This is a genomic window from Paraglaciecola chathamensis S18K6 (assembly GCA_000314955.1).
Lineage (GTDB): Bacteria > Pseudomonadota > Gammaproteobacteria > Enterobacterales > Alteromonadaceae > Paraglaciecola > Paraglaciecola chathamensis.
Genome location: BAEM01000056.1, coordinates 84,060 through 110,766, shown reverse-complemented (window position 1 = coordinate 110,766; position 26,707 = coordinate 84,060). Strand labels below are relative to the sequence as shown.

The window sequence follows — 26,707 nt, the reverse complement described above, 5'->3', positions numbered from 1 at the left end:
AGGCGGATTTAGTCATAAGAATGGTTATATATTTATCACGGTAAAAAATTAAAGCTAGAGACCACCAGAAACATCAATGAAACTGCCTGTGGTGAACGACGCTGCATCAGACGCGAGCCAATAAATAGCTTGAGCGACTTCTTGTGGCTGACCACCTCGGCCCAAAGGGATTTTGCTTTTTAATCGGTCGACCCTGTTAGCTTCGCCGCCATCTTTGTGCATCTGAGTGTAAATCAAGCCGGGCCGGACACCATTAACTCGAATTCCTTCATGTGCCATTTCTTTGGCAAGCCCTTTCGTTAATGTATCAATAGCGCCTTTAGAAGCCGCATAATCAATATACTCATTTGCTGAGCCACTCAGCGCCGCCATAGATGAAACATCGATGATAACGCCCCCGTCGCCTTGATAGCTGTATGCCATGTGTTTCACCGCTTCGATACAGCACAAGAAGCTGCCTGTGACATTTACGCTGAATGTGTTCTCAATTCGCGCAGCGGTTAACTCGGTAATTTTTCCTTGTTGATGAAGTATTGCCGCGTTATTAACCATAACTGATATGGGCCCTAGCTTTTGTTTGGTTTCCCTAAAAAGGCGCACAACGTCTTCTTCTTTTGCTATGTCACCCTGCACTAATATGCAGTTGCCGCCTAAATCGTGTATGTATTGTTCGACGTCGCGAGCGGCATTTACATCTTGACGATAATTTATGCACACTGCATATCCATGTTCTGCGAACAATTTAGCCGTTTGTGCACCTATTCCGCGGCTGCCACCTGTTATCAATACAACTTTGTTGTTAGGCATAAAGACTTCTCGTTGACCTAAAAAACAAGGGTAGAGGAATTATGCTGTTGATGCATTCGCTTTTTAAGTGCGCAAAAGCACTTTGGTACCCACATTAATGCAACGCAATTTAAGGCGTTTGAGCGCGTGTACTCAAGCGCACTTTTTCGAGTTCACTGGTGGCGAGGGCGACGTTGGGATCGCTTAGAAATTCTGACATAATTTTCACCCCTCTTAGTGACATGGCTTTGTTGGTGTCGCGATCAAAATATTGTGCGATCCCACTGTTGCTTGAGCTTATTTCGGCAGGCGTCACTGAAGGATATAAGTGATGTTTAGTGGCGTATGAATGCGCTGAGTCATAACCAAGTGCTAAATTAAGCTGCGCCTGTACTTCATGTTGGCCAACAAATGCTAGAAAAAGCCGAGCACCTTCTTTGTGTTGGGCATTTTGGGGAATAACAAATACCTCAATCGGCGTTTCTTCATAAAACGGCATACTTGGGACTATTTGCGGGAAGCGAAAAAAGCCAATGTCATCACTACGCAACTTAGCAATATGGTGTTCTGCAAACGTGCCTAATAACGTCATGCCAGCGATATCGTGGTAAATATAAGGTAAGGCGTCTTGCCAGTTTTTATTGTCGGCCGCAGATACAATATATTCTAAATCAATCAGGACTTTCCACGTCTTAAATACTTGGATTACGCGTTTATCAGTGTAAGAGGTATTTCCGCTCATAAGCTGTTGATGAAAGTCGAGGCCATTTATACGCAGATTAAAGTAGTCAAACCATGCGGCTACTGACCAACTTCCTTTACCACCAATTACGATTGGGGCGATGTCATTTTGCTTGAGGACATCGCAGACGTTAAGGAAAGCGCTCCATGTTTTGGGCGCGTTAAGGTTGAATTTTGCGAACAGCGACTTCTTATAGTAAATACCCCACTGGTAAAAGGCGTAGGGCAGAGCATAGATGTGCCCATCGTGTTGCAGAGTGTTTTGAAGGTTTGAAGGGAAGTTATCTCGCCAATTTTGCTCAAGCCAAAGTGAGTCCAAAGGCTCAAGTAAATTCATAGAGGCAAACTGCTTGAGGCGATTTCCTGCTTGCCAGTAAAGCACATCTAGGCCTTTTTTCTTTTTTAACCATACGTCGATAGAATGTTTATAACGTTTGTCGTCTAGCACTATGTAGTTAACAGCAAGGTGGGGGTATGCTTTTTCGAACTGTACCGCAAGTTGGTTGTACGCCGCGCGCTGGCTTTTGTTGGCAATCAACAAGCCAATATTTAACGTCTCTCTCGCCAATGCTTTTTGTGGCAACAGAATAGCGATTAGTAACAGAACTAAAGAGAAAAAACGCAAGTGAAGTGAACCCCTCTTGAGCACAAAGGCTAATTATTCGACGCTCGGCTTACCCTGAAGAAAGCGCGAGTTGGTGATTCGTGTTAATAGCTTAATCTAGGGGCAAGATTTGTCTTTACGGCTTTAGTCTAGGAATACCGATTTATATTAGGGGGAATGGGTATAAAACGAAAAACAGAGCAAAATTGCTCTGTTTTTACAGGGGAAGAATGCGTTAGCGTAACGATAGAATCGCTAATCGCTAAACGTTAAAACGGAAGTGAATAACATCACCATCTTTAACGATGTACTCTTTACCTTCTAATCGCCATTTACCTGCGTCTTTCGCACCTTGTTCACCATTGAACTCTACATAGTTGTCGTAACCAATGACTTCAGCGCGAATAAAGCCCTTTTCAAAATCGGTATGAATAATACCGGCTGTTTGCGGTGCAGTTGAACCGATTGGGAAGGTCCACGCTCGCACTTCTTGAACACCAGCCGTAAAATAAGTGTTTAAGCTCAACAAGCTATAACCGCTACGAATAACACGATTTAAGCCCGGCTCTTCAAGTCCCATTTCAGCCATGAACTCAGCGCGCTCGTCATCTTCAAGCTCACCAATTTCCGCTTCCATTTCGGCGCATACTGCAACAACCACGGCGTTTTCACCTTCTGCAATCGCACGTACTTTATCTAAGTATGGGTTGTTCTCAAAGCCGTCTTCATTCACATTGGCAATGTACATGGTCGGTTTAAGCGTTAAGAAGTTCATGTAGCTGATGGCTTTTAATTCTTCTTTTTCCAACTCAACTGAGCGCAGTAACTCGCCTTCATCTAAATGCGGCTTAATTTTTTCAAGTACTTTTAGCTCGAATTTGGCATCAGCATCGCCGCCTTTAGCACGTTTCGCTAGGCGTAGAAGCGCTTTTTCAGTGGTTTCAAGATCCGCTAATGCTAATTCTGTATTGATGATGTCGATATCATCTTGAGGGTTAATTTTACCCGCAACGTGAACAATATTGTCGTTATCAAAACAACGAACAACGTGGCCGATTGCATCTGTTTCACGAATGTTTGCTAAAAACTTGTTGCCTAGGCCTTCACCTTTTGACGCGCCTTCAACTAATCCGGCGATATCCACAAATTCCATCGTGGTAGGTATGATGCGCTTAGGGTCAACGATAGCAGCGAGCTTGTCTAAACGAGGATCGGGAACAGGTACCACGCCTGTATTTGGCTCAATCGTACAAAACGGAAAGTTAGCGGCTTCGATACCGGCTTTGGTCAAAGCATTGAAAAGTGTAGACTTACCTACGTTCGGTAATCCTACTATGCCGCATTTAAAACCCATTTTTAGATCCTCTTTATCTTTAGTCTCAGTATTAACTGATATGCTTATTCTGCTTTGAATGAATGCAGCCGGTTCATGGCTTTCTTCAAATCGTCTTTAATTAGTATTTCTACACAACGAACGCCTTCATCAATTGCGGCATCCATTTGTTCTTGTTCTTTTGCAGGGGCCTTGCCTAGTACATAACCTGACACTTTGCCTTTGTGGCCAGGGTGGCCAATGCCTACACGTAATCGATAAAAATCTTTGTTATTTCCCAAGCTTGATACTATATCGCGAATACCATTTTGGCTTGAACTGCCGCCAAATTTAAATTTAGCGATGCCCGGTGGCAAATCGAGTTCATCATAGGCCACTAAAATGGATTCAGGGGGAATGCGATAGAATCCGGCCAGTGCCGCAACCGCTTGGCCACTTTTATTCATATAAGTGGTAGGGACGAGTAAACGAATATCTTGGCCACCGATAGTCACCCGACCGGTATAACCAAAAAACTTGCTTTGTAAACTCAGAGTACAATTGTGCATCCGGGCGAGGTTTTCGACTAACCAAGTACCGGCATTATGGCGGGTGTATTTGTATTCGAGGCCTGGATTACCCAGGCCTACAATCAGTTGAATGTTAGACAAACAACTTATTCCGCAGCAGCTTCTTCACCTTCGGCATCATCTTCTGCAGATTCTACGCTTGGGCCTTTGGCTGTTTTAACGGTTACTACAGCTAGATCGTGATCTTCGCCTTTAGCAAGTTCAACTGACGTTACGCCTTCAGGAAGAGCGATGTCTGACAAGTGAAGAGTCTGACCTAGCTCAACGTTAGCAACGTCAACTTCGATAAACTCTGGCAAGTCATTTGGCAAACAGCTAATTTCTACGTCAACCATGTGGTGCTCAGCGTGACCGCCAAGTGTTTTAATAGACTCAGCTTTGTCTTCGTTTACGAAGTGTAAAGGTACGTTTGTTTGAAGAGCTTGCTTCGCATCAACACGTAAAAAATCCAAGTGAGTTACACGAGGCTTGAACGGGTGACGTTGCATGTCTTTAACAACGGCTTCAACTTTTTTACCGTCTACGTTCAAGGTAAGAACGTGAGAGTAAAAAGCTTCGAATTCTTGCGCTTGGAAAACTTTGTTGTGAGACAAAGTTAAAGAAACGGCTTCTTTACCTAGGCCGTATAATACAGCAGGTACTTTGTCTTCGTGACGTAGGCGGCGGCTCGCACCTTTCCCTAAATCAGTACGGACTTCTGCGTCTAGAGTGAAAATTCCTTCAGACATGAGATAACTCCAATAAGTAAGTAATTAAGTGTAGATTTCTGCGACCAAAATCTACTATGTTCGCTAAATTAACATGCCAATATGACAAGAAAACTTGCAGCCCCATAAAAAGGGCGGCGAATATTACCATTGGCGTGGGCGGTTAACAAGAAAGATCTCTTTCGATTGTTCCAGCACTGCGTTTTATTCCCTACGTCAGTTAAAGAAGCCTAGGGCGGGGCCGTGTTACGATTACTGGGCTCTGCTTTTTCTTGTTCTGTGTTTATCGCGCGAATAGGATACGGAATAACAATACCCTCTTGGCGATAGCGTGCATGTAATGCTTTGATAAAGGCAGATTTGATGAAAAATCGATTGAAGTATTCCTCGGCCCTAAGCATCACAGTAAAGTTGATACTTGAACTGTCAAAGGTATGAAATACCACAAAGGTGTCGTAATCACTGATGCCCCATTTATGACTGTGCAAGATCTCCTTAGCCACCTCTAACGTCACGCGTTCCACGTGTTCAAGGTCGGAATCATAATGCACACCTACATCGACAGGTACTGATAATTCTTTTTCAGGGTAGTAATAATTGATCACCTTAGATTGTGACAATATGCTGTTTGGCATGACGACGATATTGTTAGGAAGCATCTTTATCCAGGTTGAACGCCATCCTATTTTCTCAACGAACCCTTGCTCACCTGAGTCGAGTTCAACAAAATCACCGACACGTATGGGTTTATCAATCACCAGTTGCACGCCAGAAAAGAAGTTCTCTAGAGTGGGCTGTAAGGCGAGCGCCACTGCAAGTGAGGTAATGCCTAGTGATGCCACAATCGGGGTAATTGATATTCCTAGCGTGCCTAAAATGACTAAGCTACCAATGCTGATAATGAGCAGTTTACTGGTACCGCGAATGATACTTTGACTATTGCGCAAAACGTCTGAGGAGTCTGCGTAACTGACGACTAGCTGGTTGCAGAATCGCTCTGCAAATACCAACAATGCAATAATAATCCCTATCTGCGCTGTGATATCTACCTGTTTGTTATATTGATCAGCTATCAACTCGTGCTTGAGTAATAAGTATTGCAGTAGGTAAATATTTAACACGAGAATAAATATACTCAGGGGTTTACTCAGTGAATTGAGCAAGATACTAGTGACGTGCCGCCCTTCGCTGCGTTTTATGCTTTGCAATTGCACCAATACGAAGCGTTTGACTAGGTACATGCCAGTAACACTGATGCTGACCAATCCGCCAACAATCAGCCAGGGGTAGGGGATGAACTGCCATACATCTTCCATAAACTTTCCACAGTCGTTTAACGGTAACTTAATGGGGCAAGTTATGTACCAAATGCAGAGACTTATGGAGCGCGGAATAAAAAACACAAAAAAGCCGCTTTAAAAGCGGCTTAATGAATCAAATTTAAGAATGAGAGCCTAATACTCAAACATCGCTGAAATAGATTCTTCATTGCTAACTCGGCGAATTGCTTCAGCAAGCATGTTTGATAAGGTCAATTGCTTCACTTTATCTAATGCCTTGATTTCAGGACTAAGGGGAATACTGTCGGTAATGATAATTTCATCGATAACAGAATCACGTAAGTTCTGTGCTGCATTGCCAGAGAAGATCGCATGGGTTGCGTAGGCGAAAACGTTTTTCGCGCCATGGGCTTTTAGTGCTTCCGCTGCTTTAGCGAGTGTGCCGCCAGTATCAATCATATCGTCAACTATGATGCAGTCGCGGTCTTGTACGTCACCGATGATATGCATGACCTGAGCAACGTTCGCTTTAGGACGACGTTTATCAATAATAGCAAGGTCAGTGTCGTTCAGCAGTTTAGCAACAGCACGAGCACGTACCACACCGCCAATATCTGGTGATACAACCACTGGGTTTTCGATATTACGACGACGCATATCGTCTAATAAAATCGGTGTACCGAAGGCGTTATCAACAGGTACATCGAAAAAGCCTTGAATTTGCTCGGCATGCAAATCAATAGTCAATACACGGTCAACGCCGACGTTTGATAAGAAATCTGCAACAACTTTTGCGGTAATAGGTACACGGGCAGAACGTACACGACGGTCTTGACGGGCATAACCAAAATAAGGAATAACCGCAGTAATACGACCTGCTGATGCACGACGAAAGGCATCGATCATTACAATCAATTCCATTAAGTTGTCATTCGTAGGCGCACATGTTGATTGAATAATAAAGACGTCTGAGCCGCGCACATTTTCATGTACTTCTACGCTGATCTCCCCATCGCTAAAGCGCCCAACACTGGCGTGACCAAGTTTGGTGTAGAGCCTATCGGCTACTTTCTGTGCAAGTTCAGGTACTGCGTTTCCAGCGAAAAGCTTCATGTCTGGCACGTTAAATTCCTCAGTGCGTAAAAGTGAAAATGGCTGGGATAGCTGGATTCGAACCAACGAATGACGGGATCAAAACCCGTTGCCTTACCACTTGGCGATATCCCAAAAATACTCTGTATTAATATAACCTTTCGCCGCGTAAATACGCGTTTTACTTGCGCTAGCTAATACTATCTAGGTGCGCTAATTTGTCATGCACAGGAGACACATCGACCCCTTTAGCGACAAAACCTGAGCAACCTGATGGTAAGTTAGCGAGTACATTTTCTGCTTCTTGGTTACTGGTAAAGACCGCAAATAAACAAGCACCTGTGCCTGTCATTCGAGACGGCGCGTATTCTAACAACCAGCGTAATGTATTTGCAACATTCTCAAAGCGATTGCAGACTAATTGCTGACAGTCATTATGGGTTTGGTCAAAATCATACTCTTGCCAAGATATAACTGGTGTATTTCTCGGCAGTTCAGGAGCGTTAAAGACTTCTGCGGTTGATACGTGGCACTGCGGAAACACTACTAAATAGTGCTTTTGAGCAAGGCTAGCAGGTGTAAGCTGCTCACCAACCCCTTGGGCAAACGCAGTGTTACCCATAACAAAAACCGGCACATCCGCACCCAGTACTAAGCCTAATTTAGCGAGTTCTGTCAGGCTTAAGTTACATTTCCATAAATAGTTAAGGGCAATTAATGTGGTGGCTGCATTCGACGAACCGCCACCAATGCCACCGCCCATAGGCAATACTTTGCGTAATTGAATCTGACAGCCTTGCTGGCAATTTGTATGAGCTTGCAGTAAACGGGCAGCTTTAACAATCAAGTTGTCTTCATTGGCTACCCCTTCGATGGGCGTGAGTAATTCAATATCACTGTGAGGCGTGATTGAAAAAGCTAACTCATCGCCTTTATCTAATAGCTGAAATAGGCTTTGTAATTTATGGTAGCCGTTAGGGTAGCGCCCGTTAATGTGCAAGAAGAGATTCAGTTTAGCGGGGCTAGGCCACCAATCTATTGTTTGATCCATTGATTTACTCTGATAAGAATTTGGTTCCCCAGCATGGGGTTATTCAGTTTTATATTATGTGGCAGCCAAATGTCGTCCACTTTCTGATAATCTTTGTAGCTTATTAGCCAACCGTTACAGTTTTCACAACGGGGAATTAATTGGTCGATGACACCGCTTTGGGCATAAATCGCCTCATCTTTAGGGGCGGCCTGGCCTTTTATCCAAAATGGAAATTGTGACACTGGAATTTGCCAGCCGGTAATACGCCAAATAAGGTGGCTGGCATCGGTATCTTGGTAGTGCTCGCCGTCAGCGTCTAATTCAACGGAAACATCATCCCCATGCATGGACAAGATATTAATACCCAACATGGTATTCAGTGAAAGATGGTAACTGTCTTGTATTTGTTGCCAGTTTACGTTGGCGCTGAACTTATCGTCGGGGCTCTTAAATGCCATTCGGCCTTTTAATGTCCACTGCTGAGTATTTTGTAAGCTTGCTTGATGTGCTTGGCTGTTCACCTGAATTGGGGCAGGCGGAGGAGTGGCACAGGCGCTAAGTAAAACCGCAGTAAGTATAAGTAATACGAAATGTATTGTTGAACGCACGCTCACAGCCACCATACTAGTAATATCAAAGGCGGCTATAGGAACATACATAGCAGGGTGCTTTCAATAGTTTTACCTTTTGCGTACAATGCCGCCCTGATCTGGCCTTAACACCGTTTAATGAAAAAGCTGTAATCTGCATGACCTTAATTGCCTTTGGGATTAACCATAAAACCGCACCAGTAGAATTGCGCGAAAAAGTCGCCTTTTCACCGGATGCTATGGTTGAAGCCCTTAAATCGTTAGCCCTTAATACAGGGGCCGATGAATCTGTGATTGTTTCTACCTGCAATCGAACAGAGATATACGCACAAGCAGAAAATTTGACCGGTGCTGCGTTAACAAAATGGTTAGCTGAATTTCATCAAGCTAAAGCAGATGAATTAGGCCTCAATAGTTATATTTATCAGCAAGACGATGCGATTAAACACATTATGCGTGTGGCCTGCGGATTAGATTCATTGATTTTAGGTGAACCGCAAATTCTTGGACAAGTGAAGCAAGCCTTCGTCAGCGCCAAAGATTCAGGTGTCATCAAAAGTGATTTTGAACGCTTGTTTCAGCAGACTTTTTCAGTGGCAAAACGGGTGCGCAGCGAAACAGATATCGGCTCTAATGCAGTATCTGTTGCTTATGCGTCGGTGCAATTAGCCAAGCATATATTTTCTTCACTGAAGAAAAGCAATGTATTACTTATCGGTGCCGGTGAAACCATTGAGCTTGTGGCTAAGCATATGCACGAACAAGGTGTTGAGTCACTCAGTGTCGCCAATAGAACCTTGGCCAGAGCTGAAGCGATTGCTAAACCATTAGGAGCAAGCACTTTAACGCTGACGCAAATACCACATCACTTAAAAGACGCTGATATCGTTATTAGCTCTACCGCCAGCCAGTTGCCCATACTTGGAAAAGGGTTGGTTGAACGAGCGTTAAAAGACAGACGACATAAACCGATGTTCTTAGTTGATTTGGCGGTTCCTCGGGATATCGAAGCAGAAGTCGGCGAATTAGATGACGCATATCTATATACGGTGGATGACTTACAACAAATCGTCGAAAAAAACCTTGAGTCACGTCAACACGCTGCTTTACAAGCAGAGCAAATGATTGACCAACAAGCTCAACAATATTTGCAGTGGCGCCAAGGGCAAACGTCGATTGATGTATTACGCGATTTTCGTCAACAAAGTGAAAATCAACGGGATACACTTGTTGCTAAGGCGCTTAATCAATTAGCGGATGGCAAAGAAGCAGAACAAGTGATCAAAGAGTTGGCAAATAAACTGACGAATTCGTTAATACATGCGCCAACCAAAGCACTGAAAAAAGCTGCGATGCAGCAAGATAATAAAAATATGAGTCTATTGCAGGACGCGCTAGGATTAGCGCGCGCAAGCGACTCATCTAAGTAACTTCATTTACCCCTTTAAGGCTCGCGCGAATGCTCAGTATGAGCCAGCAGCTGCAATGTAAAATAAGGGGCTTACAGGAATAACATGAAAGAATCAGTTCAACGTAAATTAGAGTCGTTAACCGAACGCTTTGAAGAAGTGCAGGCGCTTGTGAGCCAGCCTGAGATTATCGCCGATCAAGACAAATATCGCGCATTAACTAAAGAGTATTCGCAACTTGAAGGTGTGGTGAAATGTTTCGCCGATTATCAAAGTGCCCAGCAAGACTTTGAGTCCGCGCAGGAAATGATGCAAGAAAGTGATCCTGAAATGCGTGAAATGGCGCAAGAGGAATACAAATCATCCAAGCTTGCTATCGAGCAGTACGAAGACGAATTGCAAATATTATTGTTGCCCAAAGATCCTAACGACGAAAGTAACTGCTTTGTTGAAATTCGTGCTGGGGCAGGCGGTGACGAGGCGGCGATTTTCGCCGGTGATCTGTTCCGCATGTATAGCCGTTATGCTGAAGCTCGGCGCTGGAAAGTGGAAGTCGTGACGATGAACGAAGGCGATCACGGCGGTTACAAAGAAGTGATTGCCAATATCATTGGTGATGGCGCGTACGGTATCCTCAAATTTGAATCTGGTGGACACCGCGTGCAGCGAGTGCCAGAAACAGAATCTCAAGGGCGTATTCATACCTCAGCATGTACCGTCGTGGTGATGCCTGAAGTGGCTGAATCTGAAGCGATTGAAGTGAACAAAGCCGATCTTAAAATTGATACGTTTCGCGCATCAGGCGCAGGTGGTCAGCACGTTAACAAAACAGACTCGGCCATACGCATCACTCACGTTCCATCTGGCATAGTGGTAGAGTGTCAAGACGAGCGTTCGCAACATAAAAACCGCGCCAAAGCCATGGCGGTATTACAGTCGCGCTTGAATCAACTCGAAGAAGAAAAGCGTCAAGCAGAAGAAACGTCAACCAGACGAAACTTAGTGGCCAGTGGCGATCGTTCTGAGCGTATTCGTACCTATAATTTCCCTCAAGGGCGAGTAACCGACCACCGTATTAACCTCACTTTATATCGCTTAGATGATGTGGTGGCGGGGGATTTAGACGCTGTGCTTGAACCTATTCGTCAAGAGCATCAAGCTGACTTATTAGCGTCATTGTCTGACGAAGGTTAAAGCCAATGAGTACAATGTCTGCTGCTCAAGGGAAAAATAGTATCGCTGAGCAGTTAGCATTTGCTAAAGAACAGCTTAAAGATAGCGACAGCGCGGCGACGGACAGCCGGCTGCTGATGTGCCAAGTGTTACAATGCAACACAGTGTATTTAATGACTTGGCCAGAAAAACCACTCGATGCGGCGCAATTGCGTGCCTTTGAGCATCTAGTGGAAAAACGTAAACAAGGTCATCCTGTAGCGTACCTTCTTGGTTATCGCGATTTTTGGAGTTTGCGTTTACAGGTATCACCTGCCACCTTAATTCCTCGCCCCGAAACCGAATTACTTGTCGAAACGGCGCTTGATCTCCCGCTGAATAATGAAGCCAACGTACTGGATTTAGGCACAGGTACTGGCGCAATTGCTCTTGCTTTAGCCAGTGAAAAACCAGACTGGCAGGTAGCCGGGATAGACAAAAACGCAGATGCAGTGGCTCTTGCAAAACAAAACGGTCAGGCAAATAAGCTGCCCCATGTGCGCTTCACGCAAAGTGACTGGTTTTCAAATCTCAGCGCAGCTTCATTCGATCTTATTGTGAGTAATCCACCTTACGTCGAACAAAGTAGTGTGTATTTGCAACAGGGTGATGTGCGCTTTGAGCCTGCAAGTGCGTTAACGTCTGGCGAAGACGGTTTAGACGATATTCGCTTTATTATTCCTAACGCTATTGAATACCTAGCGCCTAATGCGTGGCTGGTCTTTGAACATGGCCACCTACAAGCACAAGGCGTGCAAGCACTGTTGCGCGAAAATAGCTTCGAGCAAGTGCGTTCTGTCAGCGACTTAAATGGCCATCCCCGAGTAACACTGGGGTGCTACAAGGCTTAATTAAATCGTCGCAAGATTGCAACTATTTGAAAAGCGTACTATTTTAGACATGCATATAGAAGTACAACGAAATCAAATAAGTTATTCGCGGGAGATGCGAAGGGAAGGAATGAATGAACGACGAGTTGTTATTTGCAGATGACCACGAAGACGAAAGCGTAGAGTATCAAGGCACATGGAAGATCCTTATTGTCGATGACGAACCAGAGATCCACGCCGTCACTAAATTGGCTTTGAGTGATTTTGAATTTCAAAATAGAAACCTAGAATTCATCAGTGTATTTAATGGTGAGCAAGCAAGGGAAGTCTTGCTTAAAGAGCGAGATATCGCCGTTGTGCTGTTAGATGTTGTAATGGAAACGGACGATGCAGGGTTAAGAATAGCCGATTTTATTCGCAATGAAGCAAACAACCATTTCATTCGTATTATTTTACGTACAGGCCAACCCGGCCAAGCCCCCGAACGCGATGTCATCATTAATTATGATATCAATGACTACAAATCGAAAACCGAATTAACTGCACAGAAGTTATTTACCGTGGTCATTGCTGCACTTCGTTCATATCGCGACATTGTTGCGATAGACGAAAATCGCATTGGGCTTGAAAAAATTATTTCTGCGTCCGCAAACTTGTTTCAAACCCATTCATTGGAAAACTTTATCCAGGGAATTGTACAACAACTCTCGTCCTTGCTCGGAGGCAGCAGAAACGCGGCTTATCTTACGTGTGCAGTGGCGGGCCCACATCCCATTGCCAATAACCAAAAACACTCTTTAGAGAATTTATTTGTCTTCACCGGGCAAGGGGAATACCAGCAAGCGGCAGGTAAGGCATTGCCTGCTGTTTTATCTGGTGAGCATTTGGAAGCTTGCCGAGTTGCACTCATTGATAAAACCTTAGTTTATGCAGATGAGTATCTTGTGGCGTATTGTGACAGTAATACCAGTTGTGGCTCTTTATTATATTTATCTGGCTTACCGAAACGATTAACAGATGGTCAAAAAACGTTAGTCGAAATGTTCTCGAAAAATGTGCAAATTGCGTTCGACAATATCATGCTGACAAAAGACATCGAAGATACTCAGCGAGAAGTGATAGAGCGCTTGAGCCAATCGACCGAAGGCAATGAAATTAATGAGCACTATATTTTTCGTACAGTAAAAGCGTGTCGTATCCTAGGCAAAGCACTTGGCCTTGACGACATCCAGCTAAACTTACTGACTTCTGCTGCGCCATTGCATAATGTAGGGAATTTATGCTCGCCCACTCGCGCATTGTATAAGCAAGACAGCTTGTCTCCTGAAGATGTGCAGTTAATTGAACGGCATACTGAGTTTGGCTATCAATTACTCAAAGGCTCAAACCGGCCCTTGATTAAAGTCGCTGCGATTATTGCCAAAGAGCATCATGAATACTGGAATGGTCAAGGTTATCCAGATGGTCTGCAAGGGGAGAATATACATTTATATTCGCGAATTGTTGCGGTTGCCGTTGCGTACACGATACTGCGCAGTGAGACAGCTGAAAACCAAGCTTGGTCTGTGCAAAAAACGCTCGAACACTTGCAGGCGCGCAGCGCAAGTCAGTTCGATCCCAACATTGTCGCTATGCTAACAGACAATATTGGAAAAATTGAGGATGATACCCTAGATTGGGTGCGTTAATATGCGCCCCATTTAGGTATAATTCGCATTGTCTGCATAGCTGCACGCGAATAGCCAATCGTTTACTTTTAAAGGACCTCTAATGTACACAGCCGTAAAACACATTCATTTGACCTGTATTGCCTTAAGTGTGCTGTTATTTATCATGCGCTTTATCTGGACCATGACCCAATCGAGCATGCTTCAGAAAAAGTGGGTGAAGATAACGCCGCACATTGTTGATACTTTGCTGATTTTAAGTGCGGCTACTTTATGTGTGCTCATCAGCCAATATCCATTTGTCACCCCTTGGGTCACAGAAAAATTAGTCGGTTTGTTTATGTACGTCTTTATGGTGGCGCTTGCCCTTAAAATGGCGCGTACTAACTTTATGCGCGTAATCGGCTTTATCGGCGCGTTAAGCTGGATCGCTTTTACTGCTCTGGTCGCTATCAGTAAGCAACCTATCTTATTTGTATAATCTTTCCTATGTAAGCTTGCGTTTGATTTTACTAAAGCCATATTGCCTAAGCCGTACTTAGGCAATATTTCTCTTAAATTCAAACGCCGCTAAAATATACCCACATTTGATATCAAGAAAGTGCCGAGCTTTCCGATAAAATAAACAGGTTTAGGAAAAGGTCATATCTCGGTGCAGTCACTAGAGCAAGCAATTCAAAGCAACCAACTCTTATGTGCTGGCTTATTAGCCAGCCGCCACAGTGTTGGGGTTGATACGGATATCTCAGATTGCTTACAACAACTTGATCGTTGGGCAAGACAAGCGCAAATACACGCACACATATCACAGCCTGATCATAGTGCGTTTTTACGTTTACTGACGTTCTTTTATCAAGAGTTAGCGTTTACTGGCGCCCACGACAGTGCAGATACCTGTCAACCGAACTTATTACATGAAGTCTTCGCCTACAGAAATGGTACTCCGGTTACCCTAGCCGTTATTTTGAGTCATGTTGCTCAACGTCTTGGTTTTAATGCCCGTTGTGTTAACTTTCCCGGGCACTTTTTAGTGCGTTGTGACATTGTCTGTAAAGAAGACAAAGCCTTGCCTGACTCCTTCGCATTGTCTACTGCGCTTAATCAGGCCCATTGTCATAAAACAAGTGATGCAGAGCACAAGCAAACACACAGTGTGATGGTTGACCCCATTAACGGTCACCTTTTAAGTGTTGATGTATTGAAGCAAAAGTACTTTAGCGTGATTGAAGACATTGATAATGAATGCATGCCTAAAGAAGCGCTAGACCCCGCGAGTAACGACGAGGTCGTGGTGCATATGCTGCATCAAGTGAAATCATCGCTGATTAATGCCAAGCGTTATGAACATGCTCTGCGCAGTATCGATTTGTTGATCCACCTTTGCCCAAATAATCCTTATGAGCGGCGGGATAGGGGGGTATTGTTACACGAGTTAGATTGCCCGCAATTAGCCATTGTCGATTACCAATATTTCATTCGTCAATGTCCTCAAGACCCCGCTGCTAGTTTATTAGCACAGCAGGTGAAACATATGGATATCACCCCGCCTGTAATGCATTAATGAGCCTCTTAGGCTCATTTAATCGACCTTTAATTAAGCCAGCACGTCATAAATTGCCTGAGTTAATTGGCTTAATTCCTTAGGCTGAATAACGTAGGGTGGCATAATGTAAACCAGCTTGCCAAAAGGGCGGATCCACACGCCTGCAGCCACAAATTTACGTTGTAACGTGGCAACATCAACGGCTGATTTACATTCTACTACGCCAATTGCACCTATCACCCGCACATCAGCGACCGCTTCTAGTTCACTGCACCTACTTAATTGCTCTGTTAATTGCCGTTCAATATTTGCCACCTGTTGTCGCCACTCCCCTGTGGCGATAATATCTAAACTAGCATTGGCAATAGCACAGGCTAACGGATTACCCATGTAAGTTGGGCCATGCATAAATACCCCAGGGCTACCTTGGCAGATACCCTGAGCCACATCTTCCGTACAGATAGTCGCAGCAAGGGTGACATAACCGCCTGTTAAGGCTTTGCCTACACACATAATGTCTGGGCTAATATCTGCATGTTCGCAAGCAAATAATTTGCCGGTGCGGCCAAACCCTGTCGCAATCTCATCGCATATCAGCAGTAAGCCATAATCGTCACAGATTTGACGTGCACGTTTTAGATATTCAGGGTGATAAATACGCATGCCCCCGGCGTTTTGCACGACAGGTTCTAGTACCAGCGCAGCTAACTCATTGTGATGCCGTTGAATCAATTCTTCTAACGGCGCAATGTCATCTTCGTTCCAAGTTTGTGCAAAGCGTGTTTGTGGCGCAGGAGCAAAAATTTGCTGGGCGAGGGCATCAGTAAACAGTGAATGCATACCGTTTACGGGATCGCATACCGACATAGCGGCAAAGGTATCTCCGTGATAGCCATTGCGCGGGGTAATAAATTTATGCTTATTTGGGCTGCCCTGACACGCCCAATACTGCAGTGCCATCTTCATGGCGACTTCCACTGATACCGAGCCAGAATCCGCTAAAAAAACACGTTCTAACCCCGAGGGCGTCATCTCAATTAATTTACGGCAAACATCAATGGCGGGTTGATGGGTAAGGCCGCCAAACATAACGTGTGAGAACTTATCGATTTGCACTTTTGCGGCTTGATTTAATTCAGGGCGGTTGTAGCCGTGGATGGCAGTCCACCATGATGAGCAGCCATCAATAAGTGCTTCACCTGTGGCTAAATGAATATGTACACCTTGGGCGCCTGACACTTGATAACAAGGCAATGGATCAAGTGCTGACGTGTAGGGGTGCCAAATATGTTGTTGGTCGAAGGCGAGATTTGCCTGAATTGAGTCGTTCAAAAAATGCTCACTTGTAAAGATTTGATTTTAAATTAAGTTGACAATGCGTCAAGCGGACTTAGACTAAGCGCGAACTATTATGATGTAAAGGACCAAGTATGTCAGTCAGTGTCAATCAGCCTCTGAGCACCAGCGCCAGTGAAATACGCCATGATTGGGCGTTAGATGAAGTAAATGCATTGTTCGCCATGCCTTTTAACGATTTATTATTCAAAGCACAGTGCGTACACAGAGCGCATTTCGACCCGAACTACGTACAAGTGAGCACCTTGCTGTCGATTAAGACCGGTGCATGTCCAGAAGATTGTAAATACTGCCCACAAAGCGCCCGCTATGATACCGGCCTTGAAAAAGAACGCTTAATGGAAATTGAGAAAGTCATTCAGCGCGCGCGTGAAGCAAAAGCTGCCGGCTCTACACGTTTTTGCATGGGCGCCGCTTGGCGTAACCCAAAAGAACGCGACATGCCTTATGTTACCGACATGGTGCGTGAAGTGAAAAAGCTGGGTTTAGAAACCTGTATGACATTAGGCATGCTAACACGTGACCAAGCAATCGCGTTAAAACAAGCTGGCCTTGATTATTACAATCACAACTTGGATACCTCACCTGAGTTTTACGGTGACATCATCACCACGCGTACCTATCAAGACCGTTTGAATACCTTGGATGCGGTGCGTGAAGCAGGTATGAATGTATGCTCTGGGGGCATAGTCGGTATGGGGGAAACAGGTTCAGATCGTAGCGGTTTATTGATGCAGCTCGCCAATTTAGAGCATCATCCTGAAAGTGTACCTATTAACATGCTAGTGAAGGTTAAAGGCACACCCATGGAAAATGTTGAAGATTTAGATTATTTTGAGTTTATTCGTACTATTGCGGTGGCGCGTATTATGATGCCAAAGTCTTTTGTGCGTTTATCGGCAGGACGTGAAGCCATGAACGAACAGATGCAAGCAATGTGTTTTATGGCTGGCGCAAACTCGATTTTTTACGGTTGTAAGCTATTGACCACATCAAACCCTGATACACATGAAGATGTTATGTTATTTAAGAAACTAGGCATTAACGCGAAGCAAACCCGTGAATACTCAGATGAAGCCCATCAAGCAGCTTTACTCGAAGAGATTCAAAGCACTGAAGCTTCTCATAGCGCTGAAGCTCCCCAAGCAACTGAACTATTTTACGATGCTACCCAGAAAAAGCCTGAGACAGTAGCAGGTTAATGGCGTTTGATTTTATTCAGGCCGCGCTAGCTGCGCGGCGCAAAGACATGTTATTTAGGCAGGTCACTACGTTGGACTCTGCTGTCGGTGCGTTAATCGAAGTAGAAGGCCAGCACTATTTAAACTTTTCAAGTAACGATTACCTTGGTATGCGCCAATCAAGCGCGGTGATGCAAGGCTGGGTAGACGGAATTGGTCAGTTTGGTGGCGGCAGCGGCGCCTCACCTTTGGTGACTGGGCATACCCAAGCGCACCAAGCACTGCAAGATAGCCTAGCACAAGGGCTAGAGCGCGAAGCTGTGTTGTTATTTGGTTCTGGTTTTGCAGCAAATCAAGCGGTGTGTCAGGCCTTATTTCAAGCTCAGCCTTCAATACTAAGCGAAAAAAGAGACGGCTATATACTGGCCGATAAGCTTATGCACGCTTCGTTGCTTGACGGAGCAATGGGTTGCGATGCGGCTTTACGCCGCTTTGCCCATAATGACTGCACGCATTTACATACCCAGTTGAATAAAATCCTTGGCGCTGAATCACGTTGCGAAGTAACACAAGCTGATGTATTGGTGGTCACTGAAGGTGTGTTCAGCATGGATGGTGACCAAGCGCCACTTACTGATTTATCCGCGTTGAGCAAGCAGCATGATGCGTGGTTGATGGTGGACGATGCACATGGCTTTGGCGTTTTAGGTGACACAGGAATGGGAGCACTAGAACAAGCAGGTTTGAGTGACCAAGACGTTCCTATATTAATGGCCACGTTTGGCAAAGCAGTAGGCACTGCGGGGGCATTCGTTGCTGGCAGCCAAGACTTGATTGACTACCTAACCAATTTTGCCAAGCATTATATATATAGTACTGCTATGCCACCGGCTCAGGCTGTTGCTACTTTGGCCAGTCTGCAAGCGATTCAGCAAAGCGATCAACGTGCGTTGCTACAAGAGAATATTGAGACCTTTCGCCAATTAGCCGAAGCGGCAGGCTTAACGTTAAGCCCTTCAACAACTGCCATTCAACCGATAATAGTCGGTTGTCCCAAAAAGACTACTGCCCTAAGTCAACGCCTGCGCAAAATGGGGTTGTGGGTCAGCGCGATACGTTCGCCGACTGTACCAAAAGGAACAGATCGATTGCGGATCACCCTAAGTGCATCTCATCACAAACAAGATATTCAGGCTTTAGTTGATGGGTTGACGCTCGCATTGGGGGAGTTACGCAGTGACAATTGAAGTTGTGCGTAATGAAGAAACCCCATCAAATGCGCCTATTATAAAACCTCTTAAACGCAAGAGCGCGTCGCTGACGGTTAGCAGTGAACAACAGCTGAAATCCAGAATTGCAAAACAGTTTAGCCGCGCGGCAACGCGTTACGATGCGGCTGCACAAGTCCAAATTGATATTGCCAATGATGCACTGGCGATGTTTGTTAATAAGGGCTATCAAAGCGCGGCCCAACTGCCTGAGCATATACTCGATATCGGGTGCGGGACGGGGCGTGTGACCCGTCAATTAGCGAATATAAACAACCTGCAAACACCCCGTATTTTGGCCATGGATATTGCGCTTGGCATGCTGAAGCACGCTAAAAAACAAGCGGGGAGCACGACTAAATTTACTAATATCAGTTGGTTACAAGGGGATGCCGAGCACTTACCACTAAGCAACAATAAAGCCAGTGCAGTGTTTTCCTCAATGGCATTACAATGGTGTAAAAATAGTCGTCAAGTGTGCAGTGAGATTCATCGTGTATTGGCCCCTGGCGCTGGTGGAGTGCTGGCGATCATGTGTAAAGGCTCAATGTATGAACTAGATACGTGCTGGCAGCAGGTAGACAGCACACGCAAGATTAATCAATTTACTTGCGCTGAAACGTGGGCGCGTGATGCTAAAACGGCTGGATTGCAGGTCAAAGTACAACAAAGAAATTACGTGACTCGGCATTTAGATGTACGAGCGTTACTCGGCTCAATAAAGCAAATTGGTGCTAATGTAATAACCAGCAATAAACAGCAAAAAGCCATTAGTCGCCATACCCTTAGTTCGCTCGAGCAGTGTTATCAGCAAACATTTGGTGGTGCTGAAGGATTACCCTTAACCTATAGTGTTTGTTTTTTAACGCTCACCAAACCCGTTAACTAACGCTGACTAAGTTTCAGCATGTCATTACATTAATTCAGCCTAATATTCCAACTGCCATTTATGAATCAAAGCAATATAGTAAGGAAAGCGCATGCCACGAATTGATACCCAACCGTCACAGGGGCAGCAGGCTTTTTTTGTCACAGGCACAGATACAGAGGTAGGAAAAACCTTTGTCAGTTGTGCGCTGTTAGCGGCATGCGCTGATGCGGGCTTTTCCACGGCCGCATACAAACCGGTCTCAGCGGGTTGCGAGGTAACCCCCAATGGACTTAGAAATGAAGATGCATTGCAATTACAACAGGCGAGCAACATGGCACTTGCTTATAACGAAGTGAATCCTATTGCGTTTGAAGAGCCAATCGCACCACATCTTGCCTGTGCGAACCTTGTAGCCATGGGCAAAGCGCAACCTATTGAGCTTTCGTCTATCCATAGGGGATTTTCTGCTTTAGCGGCTAAGCAAAGCGATGTGCTTTTGGTTGAAGGGGCAGGTGGCTGGCGCTTACCTTTGGGGCAAAATAACAATGGCCAAGAACAGTTTTTGTCAGACTTTGCTATCGCAGAAAAACTACCTGTTATTTTGGTGGTAGGCATGCGTTTGGGTTGTATTAATCATGCATTGTTAACTGCGCAAGCAATAGAGCAGGACGGCTTGAAAATCGCGGGGTGGGTGGCGAATATGCTCGAGCCAGATATGCCGTTTTTAGAAGAAAACATCCAAAGTCTTCAACATTTACTCACAGCGCCATTGCTTGCTCGCATACCCAAAGCACACTCCCCCGAGAGTGTAAAAACAAGTTTTGAGCTGCAACAGCTTGGACTTATAAAGTGATTTTATTTCAAAGCAGGTGTAAATATTAGCCGCTAAATAGGTTGTAGCTCGTCAACGGCGACATTGCCTTTTATAGCAAAAGACTAATTGGCAATACACTTTGCTGCTGTACCTTGATGTCATTCTCTGCTGAAGCTTGATGTCATTCTCATTAGTGATTTTAGGTAACATTCACCTCTTTGTGCCTGCTCAATCCAATAAGCATTTCTATTAATCGACTATTAATTGCATCCGAATAGAGACCATAGGCGTTAACTAGGTTAAGGCATGCACGACTTATCATGCATGTTATGAGTTTTTAGACTTTGTGTTCTGAAATATAAAAACGTTACACGCAAAAAAATGGAATGAATATGGATATATTTTTTAAGTCGGCAATCGCGACCACGTTAACTGCTTGTTTACTAACGAATATAGAGACTGCTCGTGCTAATGACGAGCTTGAACAAATCACTGTTAAGGGGCGCTCTACTAATCTTATAGGATCGGCTATTTCCGCCTCAGAGGGTTTTGTCGGACAAGAGGAAATTGAGGTACGGCCACTGCTACGCACTGGTGAACTAATGGAGCTCGTGCCGGGCATGGTTGCTACTCAGCATAGTGGAAGTGGTAAAGCGAATCAGTATTTTCTACGTGGCTTTAATCTTGATCACGGCACTGACTTTGCGACTTTTGTGGATGGCATGCCAGTGAATATGCGTACCCATGGCCACGGCCAAGGTTACACAGATTTAAACTTCATTATTCCTGAGCTCGTAGAAACGTTGGCTTATAAGAAAGGCCCTTATTTTACCGAAGTCGGGGACTTCTCAGGAGCAGGCAGCGCATTTTTCAGTACGCCAAATACCTTAGAAACCGGTATGGCTAGTTTAACCTTAGGGGAAAATGAATATACGCGCCTTTTAGTGGCTGATAGTGTTGAAAAGGTTGCAAACGGGAGTTTGTTGTACGCAGTAGAAAAGCAAATATATCAAGGGCCATGGCATGATATTGATGAAGGCGTAAGTAAAATAAACGGCTTGATTAAACACTCACAAAAGCTCAGTGATGGAATACTGTCGTTTACGCTTATGGCTTATGACAACAGCTGGAATAGCGCTGACCAAATACCGCAACGGGCCATTACTAACGGGAATATAGATGAACTTGGCTCGATTGATACATCGCTCGGCGGGGATTCGAGTCGCTATAGCGCAAGTGCCGCCTGGGATTCAGCGCACGCGTCGCTTACGGCGTATTTTATTGAATATGATCTCAACTTGTTTTCTAACTTTACCTACTTTCTTGATGATCCTATTAATGGTGATCAGTTTGAACAGGTTGATGAACGTAAAGTGTATGGCGCCCAGGGGCACTATCATTTCGACCATAAGCAGTCTCGCACTACGTTAGGTTTTGAAACCCGAATAGATGATATTCAAGAAGTGGGTTTGTATAAAACCACCGAGCGTGTCAGGCGAGGCACGGTTCGAAGTGATGAGGTAACACAAAGCAGTGCCGCCCTATATGTGCGAAACACCTTCGACATAACACCTAAGCTACGCAGCAACATTGGCATTCGTTATGACTATTTTGATTTCGATGTGGCGAGTTTAATCGACCTAAACATTAACAATGTCAATTTGAACGACAATAATGGTTCGCACAATGAGGGTTTGGTTTCTGTTAAAGGCAGTATTACTTATCAAATCAATGATCTGTTTGAAGTGTACATTGCGGCAGGACAAGGTTTTCATTCCAATGATGCCAGAGGATCCACCACCAAAGTTGATCCAAACAGTGGAGAATCGACCACCCCAGTTGATGCGCTGGTTCGTTCTGATGGTGCAGAGCTAGGTATTCGAGTCGATTTCGATGACAGTGTTAACGCATCACTGGCTTTGTGGCAGTTGTCGCTAGACAGTGAGTTGTTATTCGTCGGTGATGCAGGTAATACCGAGGCGAGTCGTCCGAGTAAACGCCAAGGTCTGGAGTTGACTGCATATTATCGAATGACGGATAACCTCTCCTTTGACCTAGAGTATTCTATGACCGACTCTGAATTCTCAGATCCCCGACCCGAGGGAGCGCATATACCTGGGGCGATCGACCAAGTACTACAAATGGGTGTCAGTGCGTCTTTTAGTGACACTGGCTACGGCAGCATCCGTGTTCGGCATTTTGGCGAGCGTCCTTTGATTGAAGATAATAGCGTGCAATCTGACGCCTCGACCGTAGTTAACGCTTTGCTTGGTAAACGTTGGGGGGCGTACGAATTAAAACTGGAAGTGCTTAATGTCTTTGATAATGATGCCCACGACATAGATTACTTCTATGCATCGCGATTGCCCGGTGAAGCAAGCCAAGGAGTAGAAGACATTCATTATCACATCATAGAGCCACGCACATATAGAGTGACAGTCGGCTTTCGTTTTTAACACTGTATCGTTTTAACATTGGTATTGATTGTAGTGACAGTTGAAACGGCTGTTAAATTGAAGGGGAGATGTAAGAGTGACCTGTCGCGCGGCTTTATTTACTATTTGATATAGTGTTTGGTTTAGGCCTGATTAAGCGGCTTCTTTTAAAGTGAGCCCCAATAAACAAAAAATATAGTAGCCGCAGGGAGAATACCTCTGCGGCCAAACACAACGCCGGTTACTTGGCTTTCTTAAGTTGTTTTTTCAACTTCTTCACTTTGCCTTCTTGCTTAGCAATTTTAGCTTTGCGGTTCTTAATTTCTTTCTTTAACGCTTTAGCATCTGATTTTGCCATTTAAATATTCCTTGTAATTAATTTAATAATGTCATGTGAGCGCCCGTTAGTCTTCTGCTGAAGGACGGTTATGCTCATCAATGAACTGACGGATAAATCTGCGTACTTCTCGGGCTGCACTGGTATCAAGTTCTTCGCATAAGTCTACAAACTCAGCACGTTCTTGATCATTAATGCGGACAATTAACTGACTATTTTTCTTCTTTGCTTTTTTAGCACTCAAAGGATTGCCCAACCGAATCTTGATTTATCAGGGTTTACTGTATATCAAATGAATATCGAATGTATATACATTATTGGTTTTTTTATGTGTGAAATTTATCTTGCTAAGCAAATAGCGATGCTTTTCAATAAAATTTTGAAAATGTTTCGCTTAAACAACACTTTTTCTACCCGTTATCTGATTTACAATATCGCCGTTAATTTCAAACAAACCTGTTAATTGGAGAGTGTGATGAAAGCCATTGGTTATACGCAGCCTAGTGAAACAGTTGCCGCTGATTCCCTGCAAGAATATGAGGTCGATATACCTGTTGCGACTGCCAGAGACTTATTAGTTGAAGTCAAAGCCGTATCAGTAAACCCAGTGGATACTAAGCTGCGCGGCAGAATAAACCCCGCGCCTAACATGAAAATACTGGGATATGATGCGGTTGGGACAGTAAAAGCGGTAGGGGATAACGTGAGCCTGTTTAAGGTGGGTGATCGGGTATTTTATGCGGGTGATATGACGCGCCAAGGGAGTAATGCGCAATATCAATTAGTTGATGAACGTATTGTTGGCTTCGCCCCTAAATCGATATCAGATGCCCAAGCAGCCGCTTTGCCCTTAACAGCCGTGACAGCATGGGAACTATTGTTTGATCGCTTGCAACTTGATAATGACAGCACACAGAGCTTGTTGGTTATTGGTGCTGCAGGGGGCGTCGGTTCCATTTTGCTGCAACTAGCCAAGCAACTAACCAATGTTACTATTATTGCTACCGCCTCTCGGGATAAAAGCGCCGACTGGGTCCGTAAGTTAGGCGCTGATCATGTGATCAATCATCATAAACCCATGGCACAGCAACTGGCTGCCCTTGGTTTTGATAGTGTTGATAATATTGTCAGTTTAACCAATACCGATCAGCACTTTGAGCAAATCGTTGACTGCATTACACCTCAAGGTAAGTTTGCTTTAATTGACGACCCAGCGTCATTAAATGTGGTGGCGTTGAAACGTAAAAGCGTGTCGTTGCATTGGGAGTTTATGTTTACCCGATCACTGTTTACTACAACGGATATGCAAACACAGCATGACATACTGAATCAAGTATCCGAGCTTATTGATAATGGCACTTTGATCACAACCCTAGGAGAAGAATTGGGCAAAATTAACCTAGCGAATCTGCTTAAAGCCCATGAAATACTGGAGTCACAAACGGCTGTGGGCAAACTGGTTTTAAGCGGTTTTTAATCTGTGTGGCGGTTTCTGCTTGCCGCTGAGTCAATATGAAATGGGTTGACTGTTTTGCCGGTCACTACCGTCAATGGGTTAAATGCATGCCTTGCAATAGTCATTCATCAAAAACGAACTGAGAAATTATATGATGTTAACGGTTAATTCATTGGTTGAATTACGCACAAAACTAACTGCGCTTACGTTGCTTAGCGCCGCGATTTTATCTTCAAATATTGCCGTGGCGCAAACGCAACCAGCAACTGAAACTCATACTCAACAAGAGATAAGTCACGAGCTTGAAACATACGCAACCTTTGGGGAGACGACCCCGCCTGGTAATATCGCGATTGGCGCCGATGGCCGCAAATTTCTAAGTGTGCATGGTTTTTACGGCCAACCCACAAAAGTGGTTGAGTTGTTTAATGACGGCTCCGTGAAGCCCTACCCAAATGAAGAATGGGCGACTAAACCGGGCGAAAATAAGCTAGGACTTTACGATGTATTGGGTTTGAATGTGGATCAAAACGGTATCTTGTGGATGCTTGATACCTCAGGAGACGACCACGCAGGGCGCATTGTAGGTTGGAATACACGCTCAGAATCGTTAGAAAAAATCATTTATATTGCCAAACCCATGATCAATCCCGGGTCGTTTTTAAATGATTTAGCGATTGATTCAAAACATGGAAAAATCTATATAGCTGATACGGCGGCGAACCAACGCGCAGCTATTATAGTGGCCGATATAAAAACGGGCCTAGTAAGGCGCGTGTTAGAAGGGAGTGAATTTACCCAAGCCGAAGATGTTGATATGACGATTGAAGATAGGGCGATAACCTTAGGTGGCCAACCAGTGCGTTTAGGGGTAAACCCTATTACGATTGATCCAGAATCAAACTGGTTATATTTTGGCGCTATGTCAGGCACAGCCATTTATCGCATAAAAACAGCTGACTTAATCGATACAACACTAGATGCCCCAGCACTTGAAGACAAAATACAGCGTTATGGCGATAAGTCGCTTTCGGATGGAATTACTATAGACGGCGGCGGTAACGTATATGTGACATCGGTGACTAAAGGGGCGATTGAAGTGACGAGCCCTGCAGGGAAAAGCCGTACCTTGTATAAAGATCAACGAATAGTGTGGCCTGATGGCTTTGCGTATGGCCCTGATGATTATATTTATTTTACCGTAAACGAACTGCATCGCTCCCCCGTGTTAAATGGCGGTGATAATGCCAGTCAGGGTGAATTCAAAGTCATGCGTTTTCCCGCGTTAAGTAAAGGCAAGGCGGGGCGTTAGTAATACAGGTCGCATGAAAATTTAATATTTCACTTATACCAATTCCAATAAATTTTCGCTGAGAGGATAATTATTTACTGGAACTGGAACTGGAACTGGAACTGGAACTGGAACTGGAACTGGAATTGATATCAATGGAACGAAAAGCGTTATGCTTACTCTGAATCGGGGTACATAACGCTTTTTATTTTACCGGGGAGTATTTTACCGAGAAGTATTTTACTGGGGAGTATTTTTCGTGAACCATTATCTGCGCCTTATCTAGTGCGCTACATCTTTCA

General features: G+C 44.5%; 24 protein-coding genes and 1 tRNA gene. 13 read left to right on the top strand and 12 right to left on the bottom strand.

What is annotated here, in order from left to right:
* Positions 1 to 54: 54 nt before the first annotated feature.
* From GCHA_RS20090 to lolB, 10 genes are all read right to left on the bottom strand, one after another.
* Complete coding sequence (locus GCHA_RS20090; RefSeq protein ID WP_007991635.1) at positions 55 to 807, bottom strand: glucose 1-dehydrogenase; 753 nt, start codon at positions 805 to 807, stop codon at positions 55 to 57.
* Between the two features lie 109 nt (positions 808 to 916).
* The gene (locus GCHA_RS20085) at positions 917 to 2,152 is read right to left on the bottom strand and encodes an ABC transporter substrate-binding protein (RefSeq protein WP_007991633.1); all 1,236 of its coding nucleotides are present in this window, start codon (positions 2,150 to 2,152) and stop codon (positions 917 to 919) included.
* 241 nt (positions 2,153 to 2,393) lie between these two features.
* Positions 2,394 to 3,485, bottom strand: a complete 1,092-nt coding sequence (ychF, locus tag GCHA_RS20080; RefSeq protein WP_007991630.1) for a redox-regulated ATPase YchF — start codon at positions 3,483 to 3,485, stop codon at positions 2,394 to 2,396.
* A 44-nt stretch (positions 3,486 to 3,529) separates the two neighbouring features.
* Entirely contained in the window at positions 3,530 to 4,114 is a 585-nt protein-coding gene (gene pth / locus GCHA_RS20075) for an aminoacyl-tRNA hydrolase (protein WP_007991628.1), read from the bottom strand.
* Between the two features lie 5 nt (positions 4,115 to 4,119).
* Positions 4,120 to 4,761 (bottom strand): 50S ribosomal protein L25/general stress protein Ctc, encoded by a 642-nt coding sequence (locus GCHA_RS20070; RefSeq protein ID WP_007991626.1) that lies wholly within the window; start codon positions 4,759 to 4,761, stop codon positions 4,120 to 4,122.
* A gap of 209 nt (positions 4,762 to 4,970) precedes the next feature.
* Entirely contained in the window at positions 4,971 to 6,056 is a 1,086-nt protein-coding gene (locus GCHA_RS20065; protein ID WP_007991624.1) for a mechanosensitive ion channel family protein, read from the bottom strand.
* A 138-nt stretch (positions 6,057 to 6,194) separates the two neighbouring features.
* Positions 6,195 to 7,142 carry a ribose-phosphate pyrophosphokinase gene (locus GCHA_RS20060; protein WP_006990502.1) on the bottom strand — a complete coding sequence of 316 codons (948 nt, stop codon included), beginning with the start codon at positions 7,140 to 7,142 and terminating at the stop codon, positions 6,195 to 6,197.
* Positions 7,143 to 7,172: 30 nt separating this feature from the next.
* Positions 7,173 to 7,247 (bottom strand) — tRNA-Gln (locus GCHA_RS20055).
* Between the two features lie 55 nt (positions 7,248 to 7,302).
* Positions 7,303 to 8,163, bottom strand: a complete 861-nt coding sequence (gene ispE, locus GCHA_RS20050) for a 4-(cytidine 5'-diphospho)-2-C-methyl-D-erythritol kinase (protein WP_007991620.1) — start codon at positions 8,161 to 8,163, stop codon at positions 7,303 to 7,305.
* A complete protein-coding gene (gene lolB, locus GCHA_RS20045; RefSeq protein WP_007991619.1) occupies positions 8,148 to 8,804 on the bottom strand; it encodes a lipoprotein insertase outer membrane protein LolB in 657 nt (218 codons plus the stop codon). The genes ispE and lolB overlap by 16 nt, the downstream gene beginning before the upstream one ends.
* An 89-nt stretch (positions 8,805 to 8,893) precedes the next feature.
* Between lolB and hemA the strand changes: the two genes are divergently transcribed.
* From hemA to GCHA_RS20015, 6 genes are all read left to right on the top strand, one after another.
* Positions 8,894 to 10,165, top strand: a complete 1,272-nt coding sequence (gene hemA / locus GCHA_RS20040) for a glutamyl-tRNA reductase (RefSeq protein ID WP_007991617.1) — start codon at positions 8,894 to 8,896, stop codon at positions 10,163 to 10,165.
* Positions 10,166 to 10,249: 84 nt separating this feature from the next.
* The gene (prfA, locus tag GCHA_RS20035) at positions 10,250 to 11,338 is read left to right on the top strand and encodes a peptide chain release factor 1 (protein ID WP_007991614.1); all 1,089 of its coding nucleotides are present in this window, start codon (positions 10,250 to 10,252) and stop codon (positions 11,336 to 11,338) included.
* A gap of 14 nt (positions 11,339 to 11,352) precedes the next feature.
* Positions 11,353 to 12,207, top strand: coding sequence for a peptide chain release factor N(5)-glutamine methyltransferase (gene prmC, locus GCHA_RS20030; RefSeq protein WP_007991612.1), 855 nt, complete (start codon positions 11,353 to 11,355; stop codon positions 12,205 to 12,207).
* A 113-nt stretch (positions 12,208 to 12,320) separates the two neighbouring features.
* Positions 12,321 to 13,874, top strand: coding sequence for a response regulator (locus tag GCHA_RS20025; protein ID WP_007991610.1), 1,554 nt, complete (start codon positions 12,321 to 12,323; stop codon positions 13,872 to 13,874).
* Between the two features lie 82 nt (positions 13,875 to 13,956).
* The gene (locus GCHA_RS20020) at positions 13,957 to 14,334 is read left to right on the top strand and encodes a SirB2 family protein (protein ID WP_007991608.1); all 378 of its coding nucleotides are present in this window, start codon (positions 13,957 to 13,959) and stop codon (positions 14,332 to 14,334) included.
* 171 nt (positions 14,335 to 14,505) lie between these two features.
* Positions 14,506 to 15,414 (top strand): SirB1 family protein, encoded by a 909-nt coding sequence (locus GCHA_RS20015; RefSeq protein ID WP_007991606.1) that lies wholly within the window; start codon positions 14,506 to 14,508, stop codon positions 15,412 to 15,414.
* Positions 15,415 to 15,447: 33 nt separating this feature from the next.
* Here the strand turns inward: GCHA_RS20015 and bioA are convergent, their stop codons facing one another.
* Positions 15,448 to 16,728, bottom strand: a complete 1,281-nt coding sequence (gene bioA / locus GCHA_RS20010; protein ID WP_007991605.1) for an adenosylmethionine--8-amino-7-oxononanoate transaminase — start codon at positions 16,726 to 16,728, stop codon at positions 15,448 to 15,450.
* Between the two features lie 98 nt (positions 16,729 to 16,826).
* Between bioA and bioB the strand changes: the two genes are divergently transcribed.
* The 5 genes from bioB to GCHA_RS19985 all read left to right on the top strand — a co-directional run bounded on the left by bioB (position 16,827) and on the right by GCHA_RS19985 (position 23,342).
* Positions 16,827 to 17,954: a biotin synthase BioB gene (gene bioB, locus GCHA_RS20005; RefSeq protein WP_007991604.1), complete on the top strand. Its 1,128-nt coding sequence runs from the start codon at positions 16,827 to 16,829 to the stop codon at positions 17,952 to 17,954.
* A complete protein-coding gene (locus GCHA_RS20000) occupies positions 17,954 to 19,180 on the top strand; it encodes an aminotransferase class I/II-fold pyridoxal phosphate-dependent enzyme (RefSeq protein ID WP_007991603.1) in 1,227 nt (408 codons plus the stop codon). Before bioB ends, GCHA_RS20000 begins: the two co-directional genes overlap by 1 nt.
* A complete protein-coding gene (locus GCHA_RS19995) occupies positions 19,170 to 20,090 on the top strand; it encodes a methyltransferase domain-containing protein (RefSeq protein ID WP_007991602.1) in 921 nt (306 codons plus the stop codon). Before GCHA_RS20000 ends, GCHA_RS19995 begins: the two co-directional genes overlap by 11 nt.
* 91 nt (positions 20,091 to 20,181) lie before the next feature.
* Positions 20,182 to 20,925, top strand: a complete 744-nt coding sequence (bioD, locus tag GCHA_RS19990) for a dethiobiotin synthase (RefSeq protein ID WP_007991601.1) — start codon at positions 20,182 to 20,184, stop codon at positions 20,923 to 20,925.
* A gap of 353 nt (positions 20,926 to 21,278) precedes the next feature.
* The gene (locus tag GCHA_RS19985) at positions 21,279 to 23,342 is read left to right on the top strand and encodes a TonB-dependent receptor (protein ID WP_007991600.1); all 2,064 of its coding nucleotides are present in this window, start codon (positions 21,279 to 21,281) and stop codon (positions 23,340 to 23,342) included.
* Between the two features lie 383 nt (positions 23,343 to 23,725).
* On the opposite strand, the gene GCHA_RS23090 is transcribed toward GCHA_RS19985, so the two are convergent.
* Complete coding sequence (locus tag GCHA_RS23090) at positions 23,726 to 23,902, bottom strand: hypothetical protein (RefSeq protein ID WP_007991597.1); 177 nt, start codon at positions 23,900 to 23,902, stop codon at positions 23,726 to 23,728.
* A gap of 231 nt (positions 23,903 to 24,133) precedes the next feature.
* Here GCHA_RS23090 and GCHA_RS19975 point away from each other — a divergent pair, with 231 nt between their 5' ends.
* Together GCHA_RS19975 and GCHA_RS19970 are read left to right on the top strand one after the other, a co-directional pair.
* Entirely contained in the window at positions 24,134 to 25,135 is a 1,002-nt protein-coding gene (locus GCHA_RS19975) for a zinc-binding alcohol dehydrogenase family protein (protein ID WP_007991594.1), read from the top strand.
* Between the two features lie 133 nt (positions 25,136 to 25,268).
* On the top strand, positions 25,269 to 26,426 hold the full coding sequence (locus GCHA_RS19970; RefSeq protein WP_007991593.1) for an SMP-30/gluconolactonase/LRE family protein: 1,158 nt from the start codon (positions 25,269 to 25,271) through the stop codon (positions 26,424 to 26,426).
* The last annotated feature ends 281 nt before the right edge of the window (positions 26,427 to 26,707 follow it).